Here is a 14,121-nt window from a genome sequence, read left to right on the forward strand (position 1 = left end):
GCTTATCGCCCTGCCACCACCACCCACCCAACCCGTCAGCCCGAAGGGGGAGGTCTCAGGATGGAGACCATGGAGTCCGGTCAGCAGGTCCGCCGCGCCAGGGTGCGGATCGCCCTGGTCTTCGCCGTACACGGTGCCGTCACCGGCAGTTTCGTCAGCCGCATCCCGTGGATCCAGGACCACCTCGACCTGAGCCCGGGTCAGCTCGGCCTGGCGCTGGTCGCCCCGGCCGTCGGCGCCTCGCTGGCGATGCCGCTCGCCGGGCGGATCGTGCACCGGTACGGGGCCCTGGCGGCCGTCCGCTGGCTGCTGGTGCTCTGGTGCCTGTCGCTGGCGCTGCCCGCGACGGCCCCGAACCTGCCGCTGCTCTTCCTGGCCCTGCTGGTCTACGGCGCCACCTCCGGGATGTCGGACGTGGCGATGAACGCCCAGGGCGTCGAGGTGGAGCAGCGCCACGGGCGCTCCATCATGTCCGGCCTGCACGGGATGTGGAGCGCCGGCGGTCTGCTGGCCTCCGGCTTCGGCGTGCTGGCTGCGCATCAGCAGTTCGACGCCCGGCTCCAGTTGGCGCTCACCGCACTGGTCCTGGCGGGCGCCGGGTACGCGGTCAGCGGCGGGCTGCTGGACGTCCGGCCGGCCGCGGGGGCGGAGGAGCCGCCGCGCTTCGCGCTGCCGCCGCGTTCGGCGCTGGCGATCGGGCTGGTGGGCTTCTGCGCGGTCTTCGCCGAGGGTGCCTCGATGGACTGGAGCGGCGTCTACCTGCGGGACGTCACCGGCGCCTCGCCCAGCGTGGCGGCCGCCTGCTACACCGCGTTCGCCGCCACCATGACGGTGGCCCGGCTGCTCGGCGACCTGGCGGTGCAGCGGCTCGGCGCGGTCCGCTCGGTCCGCCTCGGCGGCGCCCTGGCCACCGCCGGCGGGCTGCTGGTGATCGCCACCGACTCGGCGTGGGCCGCCATCCCGGGCTTCGCGCTGATCGGCGTCGGCATCGCGGTGGTGGTCCCGCTCGCCTTCGCGGCGGCGGGCCGCACCGGCGGCGACCCGAGCCGGTCGATCGCGGGCGTCGCCACCATCACCTACACCTCCGGGCTGGTCGCCCCGGCGATCGTCGGCGGCATCGCCCAGACCAGCTCGCTGACCGTCTCCTTCACCGTGGTCACCGCGCTGACCGCCGCGCTGGTGTTCGGCGCGGGCGCCCTGCGCCAGGACCGCCGCGAGGCAGGGGTGCCCGAGGACGTCGGGGTCGAGCGCGTCACCCACTGAGCCCGCAGGCGGAGAAGTCGGCCCCTCCCGGATGCAGCCAGGAGGGGCCGACGGCTCTCTGGGGGTGCCGGTCGCGGGCCGCCGTGCGGCGGGCGGTGGAGCCGCCCCTTCCCCGGCCGCGCTCGCCCTGCGGGGTCACCCCGTCCGGAGGGTCACGGCATCCGGCGGTCCAGGCGCAGGCGCTCGCCGTCGCCCGCCCGGATCGGGCAGTCCGGCATCGGACACCCGCACTCGCCGAAGGACAGTGCGGCACCGGAGACGTACTCGGCCCGGTCGAAGTCCCGGCGGCTGCCGTACTCGCCCCTGACCCGCACCCGCTCGGCCACCCGCTCCGTCAACTCACCCATCGCCGACCTCCGTTGTCGCGCACTGCCTCGTTGTCCTGCCGACCGGGAAGTCGATCGACTAGCTTGGTAACAGGATCGACACGGAGAGCTACCAAGGCCAGAGGTGACGGTCCAACAACCGATCCGACAGACCGGGGGACCGTCCACAGATGCCCAGTCCGCGTGAGCTCGACCCGTCCGAATCCATGCTGGCGCTCTTCGGTTCGGAGCTCCGCGACCACCGCACCAAGGCCAGACTCAGCCAGGAGGGCCTGGGCGACCTGCTCGGCTACACCGGCTCGTTGATCGGCCAGATCGAGACCGGGCGCCGTACCCCGACCCGGGAGTTCGCCGAGCGGCTGGACGCCACCCTCGACGCCGCGGGGATCTTCTCGAAGCTCTGGCCGCACGTCACCCGCGGCCAGTTCCCGAGCTTCTTCAAGTCGTACGCCGAACTGGAGCCCCGGGCCTGCCAGATGCTGGAGTACGGCGGGGACCTGATTCCCGGACTCGGTCAGACCGAGGGGTACATGCGGGCAGTCTTCGAAGCCGGATTGCCCCTGGCCAGACCGGAACTGATCGAAGAGAAGGTCGCAGCGCGCCTAGGACGACAACAACTGCTCGCAGGTCCAACACGTCCGCTGTTGTGGTGGCTTCTTTCGGAAAATGCCATTCGTCGACCGGTGGGCGGTTTTGACACGATGGCCGATCAGTTGACGAAGCTGCTTGGCCTGGTCCGGTCAAGAATGGTGGTGATCCAGGTACTGGAGACGTCCCGTGGGGCGCATGCGCTGCTTGAGGGTTCGATGACGCTAATGTCCTTCACCGACGGCACCCCCGACACGGGGTACGTCGAGGCGCCGCATACCGGTGTGCTGGTCGAAAACCCCGACAGAGTAAGAGAGTTGAGGCTCTCCTACGACCTGGCGCGGGCTGACGCACTGTCACCGGAAGCGTCGCTGAACCTCGTTGAAAAGGTAGCTAAGGAGCACCAACACCATGCTGACGAACAGCGAGCTGAACCGAGCTGACTGGCAGTCGTCGAGCTACAGCGGGGCGTCCGGCGGCAACTGCGTGCAGCCGGCCCTGAACCTCTCCGCCGCGCACGACGTCGTCCCGGTCCGCGACTCCAAGGACCCGGAGGGTCCGCACCTGGAGTTCGGCACCACAGCTTGGGCCGCGTTCGCCACCTGGGCCGCCGGCTTCGAGGTCTGATCCAGGCCTCCGCCCCGTCCCACCCCGACCCGCCCCCGGGTGCCGGCCGTCGATCCGGACGACGGCCCGGTTACCCTCGGGGCCATGAACCACGCAGCTCCGCCCGCCCCGCCCGCCCTCCGCAACCCCGTCGGCGCCCACGTACCGGTGGCCGGCCGCGGACTGGTCGGGACCGGGCTGGCGTACGCGGAGCGGGTCGGCGCCGAGGCCGTGCAGGTCTTCGTCGCCAACCCGCGCGGCTGGGCCACGCCGGCCGGCGACCCGGCCCGCGACGAGGAGTTCAAGGCGGCGTGCGCGGAGTCCGGCATCCCGGCCTACGTGCACGCGCCCTATCTGATCAACTTCGGCTCGGACAGCACCGCGACCCGGGAGCGCTCGGCCGATTCCCTGCGCCACTCGCTGAGCCGGGGTCACCGGATCGGTGCCCTCGGCGTGGTGGTGCACACCGGCTCCGCCGTCGGGCGGGAGCCGGACGGCGGCTCCCGGTACGCGGCCGCGATGCGCCAGGTGCGCGAGGACGTCCGGCCCCTGCTGGACGAGCTCGACGCGCTCGGCGAGGACGCGCCCTGGCTGCTGCTGGAGCCCACCGCCGGGCAGGGCAGCTCGCTCTGCTCCCGGATGGAGGACCTGGCCGCGTACGTCGAGGCGCTGGACCACCACCCCAAGGTGGGGGTGTGCCTCGACACCTGCCACGCCTTCGCCGCCGGGCACGACCTGGCCGATCCCGAGGGCGTGACGAAGACACTGGACGCGCTCACCGCCGCAGCCGGTCCCGGCCGCCTGCGGCTGGTGCACGCCAACGACTCGATGGACGTGGCCGGAGCCCGCAAGGACCGCCACCAGAACATCGGCGCCGGGCACATCGGCGCGGCCGCCTTCGCGGCCCTGCTCGCCCACCCCGCCACCGAGGGCGTCCCGTTCGTGATCGAGACCCCGGACGGACGCCACGACCCGGCCCGGGTGGAGGGCGCTCGGCACGCCGCCGACATCGCCCTGCTCAAATCCCTGCGGAACCCAACTCCCCTCGGAACGAATCAGTCTGACGATCAGTCAAACCACTCCAACGAGTGAGACTCGGCCCCCGACGCCAGGGTAGGTCCCGGGCGACCGACGGCCCGGAGGGGCCGGGGAGGGGAACCCGAATGACCACGCACACCGTGCTCGACCAGAAGCTCGACCGTTCTTTCGACATGCTGGACACCGACCAGGACGGGCACATCCGCGAAGAGGACCTGATCTCGCTGGCCTCGCGCCTCAGCTCCGCCTTCGACAGCCACTCGCTCAGCGTGGTGTCCCGACTGGAGGGTGCCTTCGCCGCCCTCTGGGACATCGACCTCATCCCGATGGACACCGGCCACAAGGGCTCCATCGACCGGGAGGAGTGGCGGGCCGGCGTCCGCAAGGCGGTCGCCACCGACCGGGACGGCTTCCTCGGCCGGATGAACACCATGCTCCGCGCCTGGCTGGAGCTGTGCGACACCGACGACGACGGCTGGCTCAGCCGCGAGCAGTTCATCACCATGTACGGCCGCACGCTGGGCCTGCGACAGGAGAAGCTGGAGGTCGCCTTCACCATGCTGGACACCGACGGGGACGGCGCGATCAGCCTCAATCAGGTCTGCCACGCGGTCGAGGAGTACTACACCAGCGAGGAGCCGGACACCCCGGGGAACTGGCTGTTCGGCCCGCTGCGCTGACACGGGCCGCGCGGCGGTGACGCCGTGGTGGAGCGGGGGGCACCACCACGACGTCACCGCCCGGCCCTCAGGAGGAGCGGTAGCGCCGGCTCGCGCTGGTCCACGCGTACACCCCGTCCACCAGCTGTCTCGTCCCCTCCAGGTACCAGCGGGCGCCCGGGTGACGCAGCACCAGCCCGCTGCGCAGCAGCTCGCTCTCGGCCCGCAGGCCCGCCGTCCGGTCCGCCACCACCCGCCGGGCCGTCTCCCGGCTCAGGCCGAACTCCCGGCGCAGCAGCGTGACGGTGTTGAACCCGTTGCCCTGGCGCTCCTCGCGCTCCAGCGAGAACAGGTCGTTGATCAGCGTCGCCGCGTCGGCGGTGTGCGCGCGCAGCCGCCGCCAGTCCGAGCGCAGACAGAGCCCGCGCGGCAGTTCCCGGTCGGCCACCCGCTCCAGCAGGTTCATGAACGGGTAGAGGCAGCTGGCGTGACGGCGCATCAGCACCGCCGGCAGCCCGCCGGGCAGGGTGCCCCGGCTGCGGTGCTCGGTCTCGGTGACGAAGCTGCGCAGACAGTCCGCCCAGTCCCGGGCCGCGCGGCGGCGCCAGCGGCCGCTGCGCCCCTGGCACTGCCGGTGCCAGAGCTCGGTCCAGGCCCCGAGCAGCGCGTCGCCCCGGTCCTCCGGCGGCACCACCGGCATCCGTGGGCGGCCGCCGCCCCTGGTCACGGCGGTCAGCCGGCCGGTGAACTCGGCGGCGCTGGGCGGATGGTGGCCGAGCGGGCCGTCGAAGTGGTCGTCCAGCAGGGTGAACCAGCCGAGCACGTCCAGCAGCAGCCGCCGCTCCTGGGCGGGCGCGCCGGGGTAGCTGAGGTCGATCAGCTCCGGCAGGCCGTAGGCCCGGTAGCGCTCCAGGCCGTGGCGGCGCAGCAGGCCGTGCCGGAGCAGCCAGTCCTGGTGCCGGAGGTCCTCGTGGTTGCGGGTGTCGAGCGTGGAGTTCACCGGCGTCCCGCCGGGGCCGTGCGCCGGGAAGGTCTCTCGAAGGCGGGCTTCTCGGCGGCCGGCGCGGCGGCCGGCGCGGGGAGCAGCCGGGTGGTGGCCGGCCGTTCGGGCTTGAGCCGCACCCCCTGGGCCTGCACGGTCGTCCACACCACCTCGCGGGCCTTCGCCCCGGCCACCGGCCGCAGCCGCCAGGTGCGCAGCAGGGTGACGGCGACCACGGCCAGCTCCATCCAGGCGAAGGCCTCGCCGATGCAGCGGTGCTTGCCCGCGCCGAACGGGAGGAAGGCGTGCCGCTCGGTGGAGAGCGGGCGGTCGGGGTCGAAGAGCAGCGGGTCGGAGTGGCGGGACGGGTCGCGGTGCAGGGCGGTGAGGCTGTAGAGGAGTTCGGCCCCGGCGGGGACGGTGTACGGGCCGAGCCGGACCTGTTCGGCGGCGGTGCGCATCAGGAAGGCGTTGGGGGCGTGCAGCCGCAGCACCTCGCGCAGCACCCGGCGCAGGTAGGGCAGCCGTTCGATCGCCCGGACGGACAACTCCTCTCCGGGGGCCAGCTGTTGGCCGATCTCCGCGAGCAGCTCGCGGTGCACCTCGGGGTGGTCGAGCAGCTCCTGGCAGAGCCAGGTCAGGGTGGTGGAGACGGTCTCGGTGCCGGCGCCGAACATGGCGATGGCCTCGGAGCGGACGGCGTGCTCGTCGAGCGGGCGCCCGGTGGCCGGGTCGGTGGCGGTGCGCAGCAGGGCGAGCAGCGGCCCGGCCTCGTCCTGGGAGGGGGTGCGGACGGCCTGGTCGACCACCCGGTTGAGCACCCGGACGGCGGCGGCGAAGCGGCGGTTGACGGGCAGCGGGAGGCGGGCCAGCGCCGGGTGCGGCCAGAGCGACTGGAGGATCTGACCCTTCACCAGTTCGGGCAGGGCGCGGTGGAAGGCGTCGGTGTGCCCGGGCCGCAGCCGGGCGCCGAACAGGGTGGCGGTGACGATCTCCAGTGCCAGGTGGTTCATCTCGCGCGCCACGTCCACGGTGCGGCCGGGGTGCCAGCCGCCGATCCGCTCCCGGGCCAGGCGCTCCACCATCGGGACGTACCCGGCCACCCGCTCGGCGGTGAAGGCGGGTTGGAGCGAGCGGCGGCGGTCGCGGTGGGCGGTGCCCTCGCTCATCAGCAGGCCGTCGCCGAAGGCGTCCCGCAGGGTCTGCTGCACGGCGCCGCGCGGACAGGAGCGGGCCAGCGGGGTGAGCAGGGTGTGCACCAGGGCGGGGCCGGTGACCACGTGGACGGTGCGCGGCCCGAGACCGATCCGGACCACCTCGCCGACCCGGGCGAGCGAGCCGAGGAAGCCCAGCGGGTCACGGAGCAGGGCCGGGGCGTGGCCGAGTCCGGGGAGTCTCCCCGGTGCGAAGGGGACGGGTGGCACGGACATGCGGATCGCCTCGCTCTCGGGAAGGGCTGCTCTAAGGGGACGGCCGCTCACTCTCCGCCCAGGGAGAATTCGCCACAAATCGCCCACCACCCGAAGAGATGACCGGCCCGCCCGTGACCTCCCCGCCCCTCCCCCCTTCGCCACCCCCGCGCTCCGGCCACCCAGGGCACCACCCCCCGCCCCAACGGAGCAGCCCGCCCGTGGAAGAGCTGACCATAGGTCACCGACTCGGCCCACCGGCGCCTTTCACCCGTCCGCCCGCCGTCCTGCCACCGTTCGGCCTCCCCTCCCGGTGCCGCTCCCGGTCTGGGATCGTGGTGCGCGGCAGCCGCCCCCTACCGGAATGAGGCCGCACCGACATGGACGTCGAGAAGCTCCGCCGCGACACCCCGGGCTGCGCCCACAAGGCGCACCTCAACAACGCCGGGGCCGGCCTGATGTCCCGCCGGACCCTCGACGCCGTCACCTCCCACCTGGAGCTGGAGGCCACCATCGGCGGCTACGAGGCCGCGATGGCCGACCAGGACCGGATCGAGCACACCTACGACTCGCTGGCCCGCCTGATCGGCGCCGACCGCGACGAGATCGCCTTCACCGAGAACGCCACCCGCGCCTGGGACATGGCCTTCTACTCCCTCCGCTTCGCCCCGGGCGACCGCATCCTCACCGCCCGGGCCGAGTACGCCTCCAACGCCATCGCCTTCCTGCAGACCGCCCGCCGGTACGGGGTGAGCATCGAGACCGTCCCGGACGACGAGTACGGGCAGCTCTCGGTCGAGGCGCTGCGCTCGATGATGGACGAGCGGGTGCGCCTGATCGCCGTCACCCACGTGCCCACCCAGGGCGGCCTGGTCAACCCGGCCGCCGAGATCGGCAAGGTGGCGAAGGAGCACGGCGTCACCTACCTGCTGGACGCCTGCCAATCGGTCGGCCAGCTCCCGGTGGACGTCGCCGAGATCGGCTGCGACCTGCTCACCGCGACCGGCCGCAAGTTCCTCCGCGGCCCGCGCGGGACCGGCTTCCTCTACTCCTCCCGCCACCTGACGGAGCGTCTGGAGCCGCCCTTCCTCGACCTGCACGCGGCCACCTGGACCGGGCCGGAGTCGTACGAGATCCGTCCGGACGCCCGCCGCTTCGAAACCTGGGAGACCTTCTACGCCGGCAAGATCGGCCTCGGCGTGGCGGTGGACGCCGCCCTCGACCTCGGCCTGGACGCCATCGAGCGCCGGGTCACCGCGCTGGCCGCCCGGCTCCGCGAAGGCCTGGCCGCGCTGCCCGGCGTGCACGTCCACGACCAGGGGCTGCGCCGCTCGGCCATCGTCAGCTTCACCGTGGACGGGCACGACCCCGTCGACCTGGCCGCACTGCTCCGCTCCCGGGACGTCAACGTCTCCGTCTCCCACGCCACCAGCGCCCAGTGGGACCTCGGCGCCCGTGGCCTGCCCACGGTGGTCCGGGCCTCCGTCCACTACTACAACACCGAGGCCGAGCTGTCCCGCCTGCTCGACGCCCTGCCCCTGCCGCTGCCCCTGCCCGCCGTCTGACCGCCCGCCCGCGTTAGGCTCCCCAGGTGACAGCCCTCGCCCGCCTCGCACGCTCGCCCTGGCTCCGCCTCGGGGCGCTGCTCGCCGTGCTCGCGGCCGCGGCCGGCTCGCTCCTGCTCTGGAGCCCGACCGAACTGCTGGAGGGCGGGGTCCCGGCCCCGCTCTTCCTGCTCGTCTACGCGGTGGCGACCGTCGCCTTCGTCCCCAAGCCCGCCCTCAACGCCGCCGCCGGCCTCTTCCTCGGCGCCGCCCAGGGCATCCCCGTCGCGGTCGCCGCCACCACCCTCGGCGCCCTGCTGGCCTTCGCCCTCGGCCGCACCCTCGGCCGCGACGCCGTCCGCCCGCTGCTGCGCGGCCGCGTCCTCACCGCCCTGGACCGCCGCCTCACCCACCAGGGCTTCCGCTCGGTCCTGCTGCTCCGCCTGATCCCGGGCATCCCGTTCCAGGCCGCCAACTACGGCGCCGCCTTCTCCGGCGTCCGCGCCCTCCCCTTCACCACCGCCACCGTCCTCGGCGTCGTCCCCGGCACCGCCGCCTACGTCACCGCCGGCGCCAGCGCCTCCGACCCCACCTCCCCCGCCTTCCTCATCTCCGCCTCCGCTGTCGCCCTCCTCAGCGCGGGCAGCCTCTACTCCTTCTGGCACACCGCCCGTGCCGGCCGGGCCGCCGAGCCGCGTGAGAGCATCACCGGATGATCATCACCCCCGAGGACCTCGCCGGCCGCACCCTGCTGCGCGTGACGGTCTCCTGGCGGCACCCCCAGGAGCCCGAGCCCGCCCTCCACGACATGTGGTGGCACCTGGACGGCCTCGGCCCCGTCCACTTCCACGCGTCGGCCGATGGGCTGGGCCTGGAACTCGACCAGCCCCGGGCCGGGCACCCGACGGCACAGGACGACCCGCCCGGCTTCGCCATGACCCCGTTCGTCGGCGAGTCGATCCGCTCCGCCCGCAAGGTCCGCCACCAGTTCGGCGCCCAGGACTTCGCCGACGGCCTCACCGTCCGCTTCCGCACCGGCTCCGTCCGCGTCCTCAACCTCGCGGGCGCCCTCACCCTTCAGGTCTCCCCGCTCAACGCGTGGATGCGGCGCGACGGCTGAGTCCGTTTCAGGCCCGTCCCTCGGGGCCGACCGCCCTGAGCTTCGCCGTGGTACCGGCGCGGGCGGCGCCGTCGACCGCCGTGCAGATGCCGAAGACCCGGTCGTAGCCGGTCCAACCGTTGACCCGGCCGCGGTTGTTGCTGATCTGCACGCGCCCGCGTGTCCGGTCCAGGGCGGAGACCAGGTGCACGTACACCGTCCCGGCGACCCGGGCCAGCACGATGTCACCCACCTCGACCTTCGACGGGTCGACCGGGGCGACGGTCACCAGCTGCCTGCTACGGATCAGCGGCACCATCGAACCGCCGCTCGGCCGGAACTCCACCACGGCACCGGCGGCCACCCGGGCCGCCACCCCATCCAATGCACCCATCCGGCGATCCTCCCAGCAGCGCCAGCCCGCTCCCACTCCATTTTCCGGCCCCGACCCGTCGTCAGGTTCCGCTCCGCCGACGGACGTCCATGCGGCCTCGTTGCCCGATGCGGCGCTACAGGGCGAGGAAGAGCAGGCAGGCGACGCCGATCCCGACGGCGAACAGGGCCAGGACGGGGAACCGCGACGGCGACTGACCACCCGCGGGAGCGGGCGCGGGAGCGGGAGCACCGGGTACCACTGGGGCCGATCGGATCCGGTTGGGCTTCCGGCGGGGGTGGGTACCCGGACCGCCCTGCGCCGCCGGCCACCCGTACACCGGCGGGAACCCGGCCGGCACGGGCCGCTCCCACCCGGGGTTCACCTGGACCGGGGCGTCGTCCAGCCAGAGGGTGGGCTCGTCGTCCCACCGCCCGTCGGCCGTCCGCAGGAGGAGGGCGCCGTCACCCCGGCGGCGCCAGCGGCGGCCGTGGACGTCGGTGAACTCCGCCCGAATGTCGGCGAGTTGCACCCGAGTGCCCTCGGGCAGCCCCGGAACGGGAACGGCCACGTCCTGCGCCGACGGGGACAGGTCGAGACCCCGCCCGTCCGGGGTCAGCTCCGTGTCCCGCCAGTACAGCCGCACCTGGGTCACGGGATGAGGGCCCCGGTGGCCGGCCCGCACCACGTCGCCGGCCGCCTCCAGGGTGAAGCCCCGGGCGTGCACCAGGAGTTGCTGCCGCTCACGCCCCTGCTCCACCCGCCGTTCCGCCTCCCGGGCCCGCCGCTCGGCCTCCTCCGCCCGTCGCTCGGCGGCCTCCGCCAGCCGCTGGGCCCGCCCCGAATCCTCGATCTGGCGCCGGAGTTGCTCGCTCTGAAGCCGCACCAGGGCGGCCTGGCTCCGGTAGCCGGCCACGCCGATGCCCACGCCCGCCAAGGTGCTGAGCGCCCCCACCACGGCGACGATCGTCTCGATCACCCTCGTCTCCCCCGTTCCGTCGGCGATCAGCTTGCCCTGAGGTAGCGTCAGGGGATGATCGACCCCGCAACAGTACGGCTTGCGACCTTCAACGTCCTGCACGGGCGGGTCCCGGGCTCCGACGCGGAACCGGTACCGGTCGAACCGCTGGTGGAGTCCGTCGCGGCGCTGGACGCCGAGGTGACGGTGCTTCAGGAGCTGGACCGCTTCCAGGAGCGCTCCGGCCAGGTCGATCAGGCGCTCGCCGTCGCGCAGGGGCTCGGGCCGGTGGAGTGGCGGTACGCCTCCGCGTTCCACGCCCGCGCTCGGGAGGGGCGCAGCTGGGTCCGCGAACGGTCCGAGCCCGACATGCGGGTGTACGGGCCGCCGGGAGCCGGCCACGACGGCGAACTGCCCTCGCACGGCATCGCGCTCTTCTCCCGCCTGCCGGTACGGCACTGGCGGGCCCGGCGCTTCTCGGAGCCACCGGTCGCGGCACTCCTCCCCGCCCCCGGACGGTCCGGCCTCCGGGTGGTCCGGGACCACCCCCGGGTGGCGCTCGCCGCGGTGCTGGAAGGACACCGGGGTCCGTTCACGGCGGTGGCCCTGCACCTCTCCTTCGTCCCGGGCTGGAACGTCCGCCAACTCCTCGCCGTCCGCCGCTGGATCGCCGGCCTCCCCCGACCCCACGTTCTCCTCGGCGACCTGAACCTCCCCGGCCCCGTCCCGGCCACCGTCCTCGGCGGGACCTGGCACGACACCACCCGGGCCCGGACCTTCCCCGCCCACCGCCCCCGCCTCCAACTCGACCACGTCCTCACCTCCGTCCCCGTCCCGCACCGACCCGTACCGACCCCGAGGCCCCCGGTCTCCGACCACCTCCCCCTGGTGGTCGAACTCCCGCTCTAGCAGGCCGGTTCAGGAGATCACCGCCGGGGCGAGGGCGGCGGGGGCGAGCAGGGCGGGGGCGCCGGTGCCGTCGGCTGGGACGGTCCACAGGTCGGTGCCGTCGTCGCCGGGGAGGGCGTAGGCGAGGGTGTGGTCGTCCAGCCAGAGGGCCTGGTCGTCGAGGGTGCGCCGTTCGGCGGTCGGGGTCTCGGCCATGGTGGCGAGGTCGAGGACGTAGAGCTGCCAGGGGGCGTCCTCGGGGAGGCCGGCAACGCGCTTCTTGTAGGCGATGCGGGTGCCGTCGGGTGAGAGGGAGGGGCATTCGACGTTGCCGTGCAGGGTGGTGAGGGTGTGTGAGACGGCGTCCCCCGCGGCCAGCCAGGTGCGGCCGCCGGTGGCGAGGGTGACGTGGAAGTGGCGGTCGTCGGTGAAGGTGACGCCCCAGATGTTGGTGTCGGGGGCGTGGTGGGAGTGGCCGTCGACGGTGACGGCGTAGGTCTCCAGGTTCTCCTGGAGGGTCCAGGTCCGGGTGTCGAGGATGGATGTGCGGGTGGAGAAGTCGGTGCCCGCGTAGGAGTCGCCGCCGACGAAGACCGTCCAGGCGACCAGGTGGCCGGAGGGGGAGACCCTGGCCCGGGTGGGGATGCCGGCCAGGTCGTAGCCGCGGAGTTCGCGGAGCTCCGGGTCGAGGACGACGGCCCGGAAGGAGTCGCCGAGCAGGCCGCGCTCGGCCCGCAGGCAGATGCCGGTGCCGGCGGCGGCGTGGAAGCGCAGGCAGGCGGGGGCCGCGACCGTCCGGACGGCGCCGGGGTCGCCGAGCGGGACGGTGGCGAGGTGGTCGCGTCGGTCGCCCCAGACCATGGAGCGGAAGACCAGCTGCGGCCCCCCGCGCCGCGGCCCGAGGGTGACGGCACCCGCCTGTTGCTGCGGGCCGCCCTGGCCCACCCGGTGCGTGGCGTCCCGAGCCGGGTCACCGGCGTGCAGCACCGTCCAGGCCCCGGCCGCGAGGAGGACGGCGGTGGCGGTGAGCAGGACGAGCAGCCGCTGACGGAGAGTCATGAGTGCTCCTGCTCACAGGGGTCGGCGGGCGCGGCTGCCGTGCGGCGGGTGGTCGGTCGCAGCAGGGCGGCGGCCGCCGCCACGGCAGCGGTGAGCGCGGTGGTCATGACGGCCAGCGTGGCGGTGTCGCCCCAGTGACTCCAGAGCGCGCCGACGGCGAGGGAGCAGGCGAAGCGCCCGGCGGCCTGGCCGGTGCCGACCAGGGCGAGCCCGGCACCCTGGCGGTGCTCGGGGACGGCGCCCGTCGCGACGGCGGCCAGCACGCCGTCGGTCGCGGCGTAGAAGACCCCGTGCAGCAGCAGGACCGAGGCGGCGGTCACCGCCGCGCCGCCACCTCCGGGCCGGGTGAGCAGGAGTCCGTAGGCCGCCAGCAGGGCGGCGTGCCCGAGCAGGAACGTCTGCCGGCGCCCGAGCCGGTCGGCGAGCGTGCCGAGCGGAACGGCCAGCGTCAGGTAGACGGCGGCGGTGCCCAGCGGGAGCAACGGGAACCAGGCGAGCGGGAGTTCGAGGCGCCGCTGGAGCAGCAGGTAGAGGAACGAGTCGCTGACGGTGGCGAGGCCGAGCAGGGCGGCGCAGGCGGTGGTCCGGCGCAGCGCGGGCAGGCGCAGCAGTCCGCGGACCCGGATCCGGGCCGCGCCGGCCACCGCGGCCATGTCGCCCGGAGCGGAGCGCAGCCGCCGGCCGGGGACGAGCAGGACCAGGACCAGCACCCCGAGCGCCGCGACGTAGGAGCTGACGGTGAAGACGGCGTGGTACCCGCCAGGGGCGCCGCGCAGGATCAGGAAGGCGAGCAGCGGCCCGGCGAGGGCTCCGGCGGTGTCCATCGCGCGGTGCACGCCGAAGGCCCGGCCGCGCCGTTCGGGCGGGGTGGCGAGGGAGATCATGGCGTCGCGGGGTGCGGTGCGCAGGCCCTTGCCGACCCGGTCGACGGCGAGCACCAGGCCGATCAGCGGGGTGGTGCGCACCAGCAGCAGGGCGGGGCGGCAGAGCGCCGAGAGGCCGTAGCCGAGGGTGGCGACGGTCTTGTGACGGCCGCCGCCCTGGTCGCCCAGGAGTCCGCCGAGCAGGCGCAGGGTGGCGGAGGCTCCGTTGAACACCCCGTCCAGCACGCCGAATCCGAGCGGCGAGACGCCGAGCGCGGTGACCAGGTAGAGCGGGAGGACGGCGGTGACCATCTCGGAGGAGAGGTCGGTGATCAGGCTGACCGCACCCAGTGCCAGGACGGTGGGGGCGAGTCTGCCGGGGAGGGTCCGCGCGGGCCGCCCCGGCGCGTGGGCCGGGGCGGCGTCGGCGGACGGCGCGTTGCGTCGGCTGTCCGCGAGGTACACG

The 14,121-nt window shown here is 74.1% G+C and carries 16 protein-coding genes; 9 read left to right on the forward strand and 7 right to left on the reverse strand.

Annotated features, from left to right (window positions below):
- The first annotated feature begins 60 nt into the window (after positions 1-60).
- Positions 61-1,263: an MFS transporter gene (locus ACZ6ZR_RS19335; protein ID WP_465643845.1), complete on the forward strand. Its 1,203-nt coding sequence runs from the start codon at positions 61-63 to the stop codon at positions 1,261-1,263.
- Positions 1,264-1,415: 152 nt separating this feature from the next.
- Here the strand turns inward: ACZ6ZR_RS19335 and ACZ6ZR_RS19340 are convergent, their stop codons facing one another.
- Complete coding sequence (locus ACZ6ZR_RS19340; RefSeq protein ID WP_465643847.1) at positions 1,416-1,610, reverse strand: hypothetical protein; 195 nt, start codon at positions 1,608-1,610, stop codon at positions 1,416-1,418.
- A 149-nt stretch (positions 1,611-1,759) separates the two neighbouring features.
- Here ACZ6ZR_RS19340 and ACZ6ZR_RS19345 point away from each other — a divergent pair, with 149 nt between their 5' ends.
- The 4 genes from ACZ6ZR_RS19345 to ACZ6ZR_RS19360 all read left to right on the forward strand — a co-directional run bounded on the left by ACZ6ZR_RS19345 (position 1,760) and on the right by ACZ6ZR_RS19360 (position 4,501).
- A complete protein-coding gene (locus ACZ6ZR_RS19345; RefSeq protein WP_465643848.1) occupies positions 1,760-2,620 on the forward strand; it encodes a helix-turn-helix domain-containing protein in 861 nt (286 codons plus the stop codon).
- Entirely contained in the window at positions 2,589-2,804 is a 216-nt protein-coding gene (locus ACZ6ZR_RS19350) for a DUF397 domain-containing protein (protein ID WP_465643849.1), read from the forward strand. The genes ACZ6ZR_RS19345 and ACZ6ZR_RS19350 overlap by 32 nt, the downstream gene beginning before the upstream one ends.
- 84 nt (positions 2,805-2,888) lie before the next feature.
- On the forward strand, positions 2,889-3,875 hold the full coding sequence (locus ACZ6ZR_RS19355) for a deoxyribonuclease IV (RefSeq protein ID WP_465643851.1): 987 nt from the start codon (positions 2,889-2,891) through the stop codon (positions 3,873-3,875).
- A gap of 71 nt (positions 3,876-3,946) precedes the next feature.
- Positions 3,947-4,501 carry an EF-hand domain-containing protein gene (locus ACZ6ZR_RS19360; RefSeq protein ID WP_465643853.1) on the forward strand — a complete coding sequence of 185 codons (555 nt, stop codon included), beginning with the start codon at positions 3,947-3,949 and terminating at the stop codon, positions 4,499-4,501.
- A gap of 67 nt (positions 4,502-4,568) precedes the next feature.
- Here the strand turns inward: ACZ6ZR_RS19360 and ACZ6ZR_RS19365 are convergent, their stop codons facing one another.
- Both ACZ6ZR_RS19365 and ACZ6ZR_RS19370 read right to left on the reverse strand, forming a co-directional pair.
- Positions 4,569-5,480 carry a terpene synthase family protein gene (locus ACZ6ZR_RS19365; protein WP_465643854.1) on the reverse strand — a complete coding sequence of 304 codons (912 nt, stop codon included), beginning with the start codon at positions 5,478-5,480 and terminating at the stop codon, positions 4,569-4,571.
- Entirely contained in the window at positions 5,477-6,892 is a 1,416-nt protein-coding gene (locus ACZ6ZR_RS19370; RefSeq protein ID WP_465643855.1) for a cytochrome P450, read from the reverse strand. The genes ACZ6ZR_RS19365 and ACZ6ZR_RS19370 overlap by 4 nt, the downstream gene beginning before the upstream one ends.
- 359 nt (positions 6,893-7,251) lie before the next feature.
- Between ACZ6ZR_RS19370 and ACZ6ZR_RS19375 the strand changes: the two genes are divergently transcribed.
- Genes ACZ6ZR_RS19375 through ACZ6ZR_RS19385 form a run of 3 tightly spaced genes read left to right on the forward strand, consistent with a single transcriptional unit; the run spans position 7,252 to position 9,535 of the window.
- Positions 7,252-8,436 (forward strand): aminotransferase class V-fold PLP-dependent enzyme, encoded by a 1,185-nt coding sequence (locus tag ACZ6ZR_RS19375; protein ID WP_465643857.1) that lies wholly within the window; start codon positions 7,252-7,254, stop codon positions 8,434-8,436.
- 26 nt (positions 8,437-8,462) lie between these two features.
- The gene (locus tag ACZ6ZR_RS19380) at positions 8,463-9,131 is read left to right on the forward strand and encodes a TVP38/TMEM64 family protein (protein ID WP_465643858.1); all 669 of its coding nucleotides are present in this window, start codon (positions 8,463-8,465) and stop codon (positions 9,129-9,131) included.
- Positions 9,128-9,535, forward strand: a complete 408-nt coding sequence (locus tag ACZ6ZR_RS19385; RefSeq protein ID WP_465643859.1) for a hypothetical protein — start codon at positions 9,128-9,130, stop codon at positions 9,533-9,535. The genes ACZ6ZR_RS19380 and ACZ6ZR_RS19385 overlap by 4 nt, the downstream gene beginning before the upstream one ends.
- Before the next feature lie 7 nt (positions 9,536-9,542).
- Here ACZ6ZR_RS19385 and ACZ6ZR_RS19390 read toward each other — a convergent pair whose 3' ends face one another.
- Both ACZ6ZR_RS19390 and ACZ6ZR_RS19395 read right to left on the reverse strand, forming a co-directional pair.
- Positions 9,543-9,908, reverse strand: coding sequence for a S24/S26 family peptidase (locus ACZ6ZR_RS19390; protein WP_465643861.1), 366 nt, complete (start codon positions 9,906-9,908; stop codon positions 9,543-9,545).
- Between the two features lie 115 nt (positions 9,909-10,023).
- Positions 10,024-10,866 carry a hypothetical protein gene (locus ACZ6ZR_RS19395; RefSeq protein ID WP_465643862.1) on the reverse strand — a complete coding sequence of 281 codons (843 nt, stop codon included), beginning with the start codon at positions 10,864-10,866 and terminating at the stop codon, positions 10,024-10,026.
- A 54-nt stretch (positions 10,867-10,920) separates the two neighbouring features.
- Between ACZ6ZR_RS19395 and ACZ6ZR_RS19400 the strand changes: the two genes are divergently transcribed.
- The gene (locus ACZ6ZR_RS19400) at positions 10,921-11,754 is read left to right on the forward strand and encodes an endonuclease/exonuclease/phosphatase family protein (RefSeq protein ID WP_465643864.1); all 834 of its coding nucleotides are present in this window, start codon (positions 10,921-10,923) and stop codon (positions 11,752-11,754) included.
- A gap of 9 nt (positions 11,755-11,763) precedes the next feature.
- Here ACZ6ZR_RS19400 and ACZ6ZR_RS19405 read toward each other — a convergent pair whose 3' ends face one another.
- Together ACZ6ZR_RS19405 and ACZ6ZR_RS19410 are read right to left on the reverse strand one after the other, a co-directional pair.
- Positions 11,764-12,792 (reverse strand): TolB-like translocation protein, encoded by a 1,029-nt coding sequence (locus ACZ6ZR_RS19405; protein WP_465643866.1) that lies wholly within the window; start codon positions 12,790-12,792, stop codon positions 11,764-11,766.
- Positions 12,789-14,120: an MFS transporter gene (locus tag ACZ6ZR_RS19410; RefSeq protein ID WP_465643867.1), complete on the reverse strand. Its 1,332-nt coding sequence runs from the start codon at positions 14,118-14,120 to the stop codon at positions 12,789-12,791. The genes ACZ6ZR_RS19405 and ACZ6ZR_RS19410 overlap by 4 nt, the downstream gene beginning before the upstream one ends.
- Between the last annotated feature and the right edge of the window lies 1 nt (position 14,121).

It is taken from the genome of Kitasatospora sp. NPDC088742 (assembly GCF_055584905.1).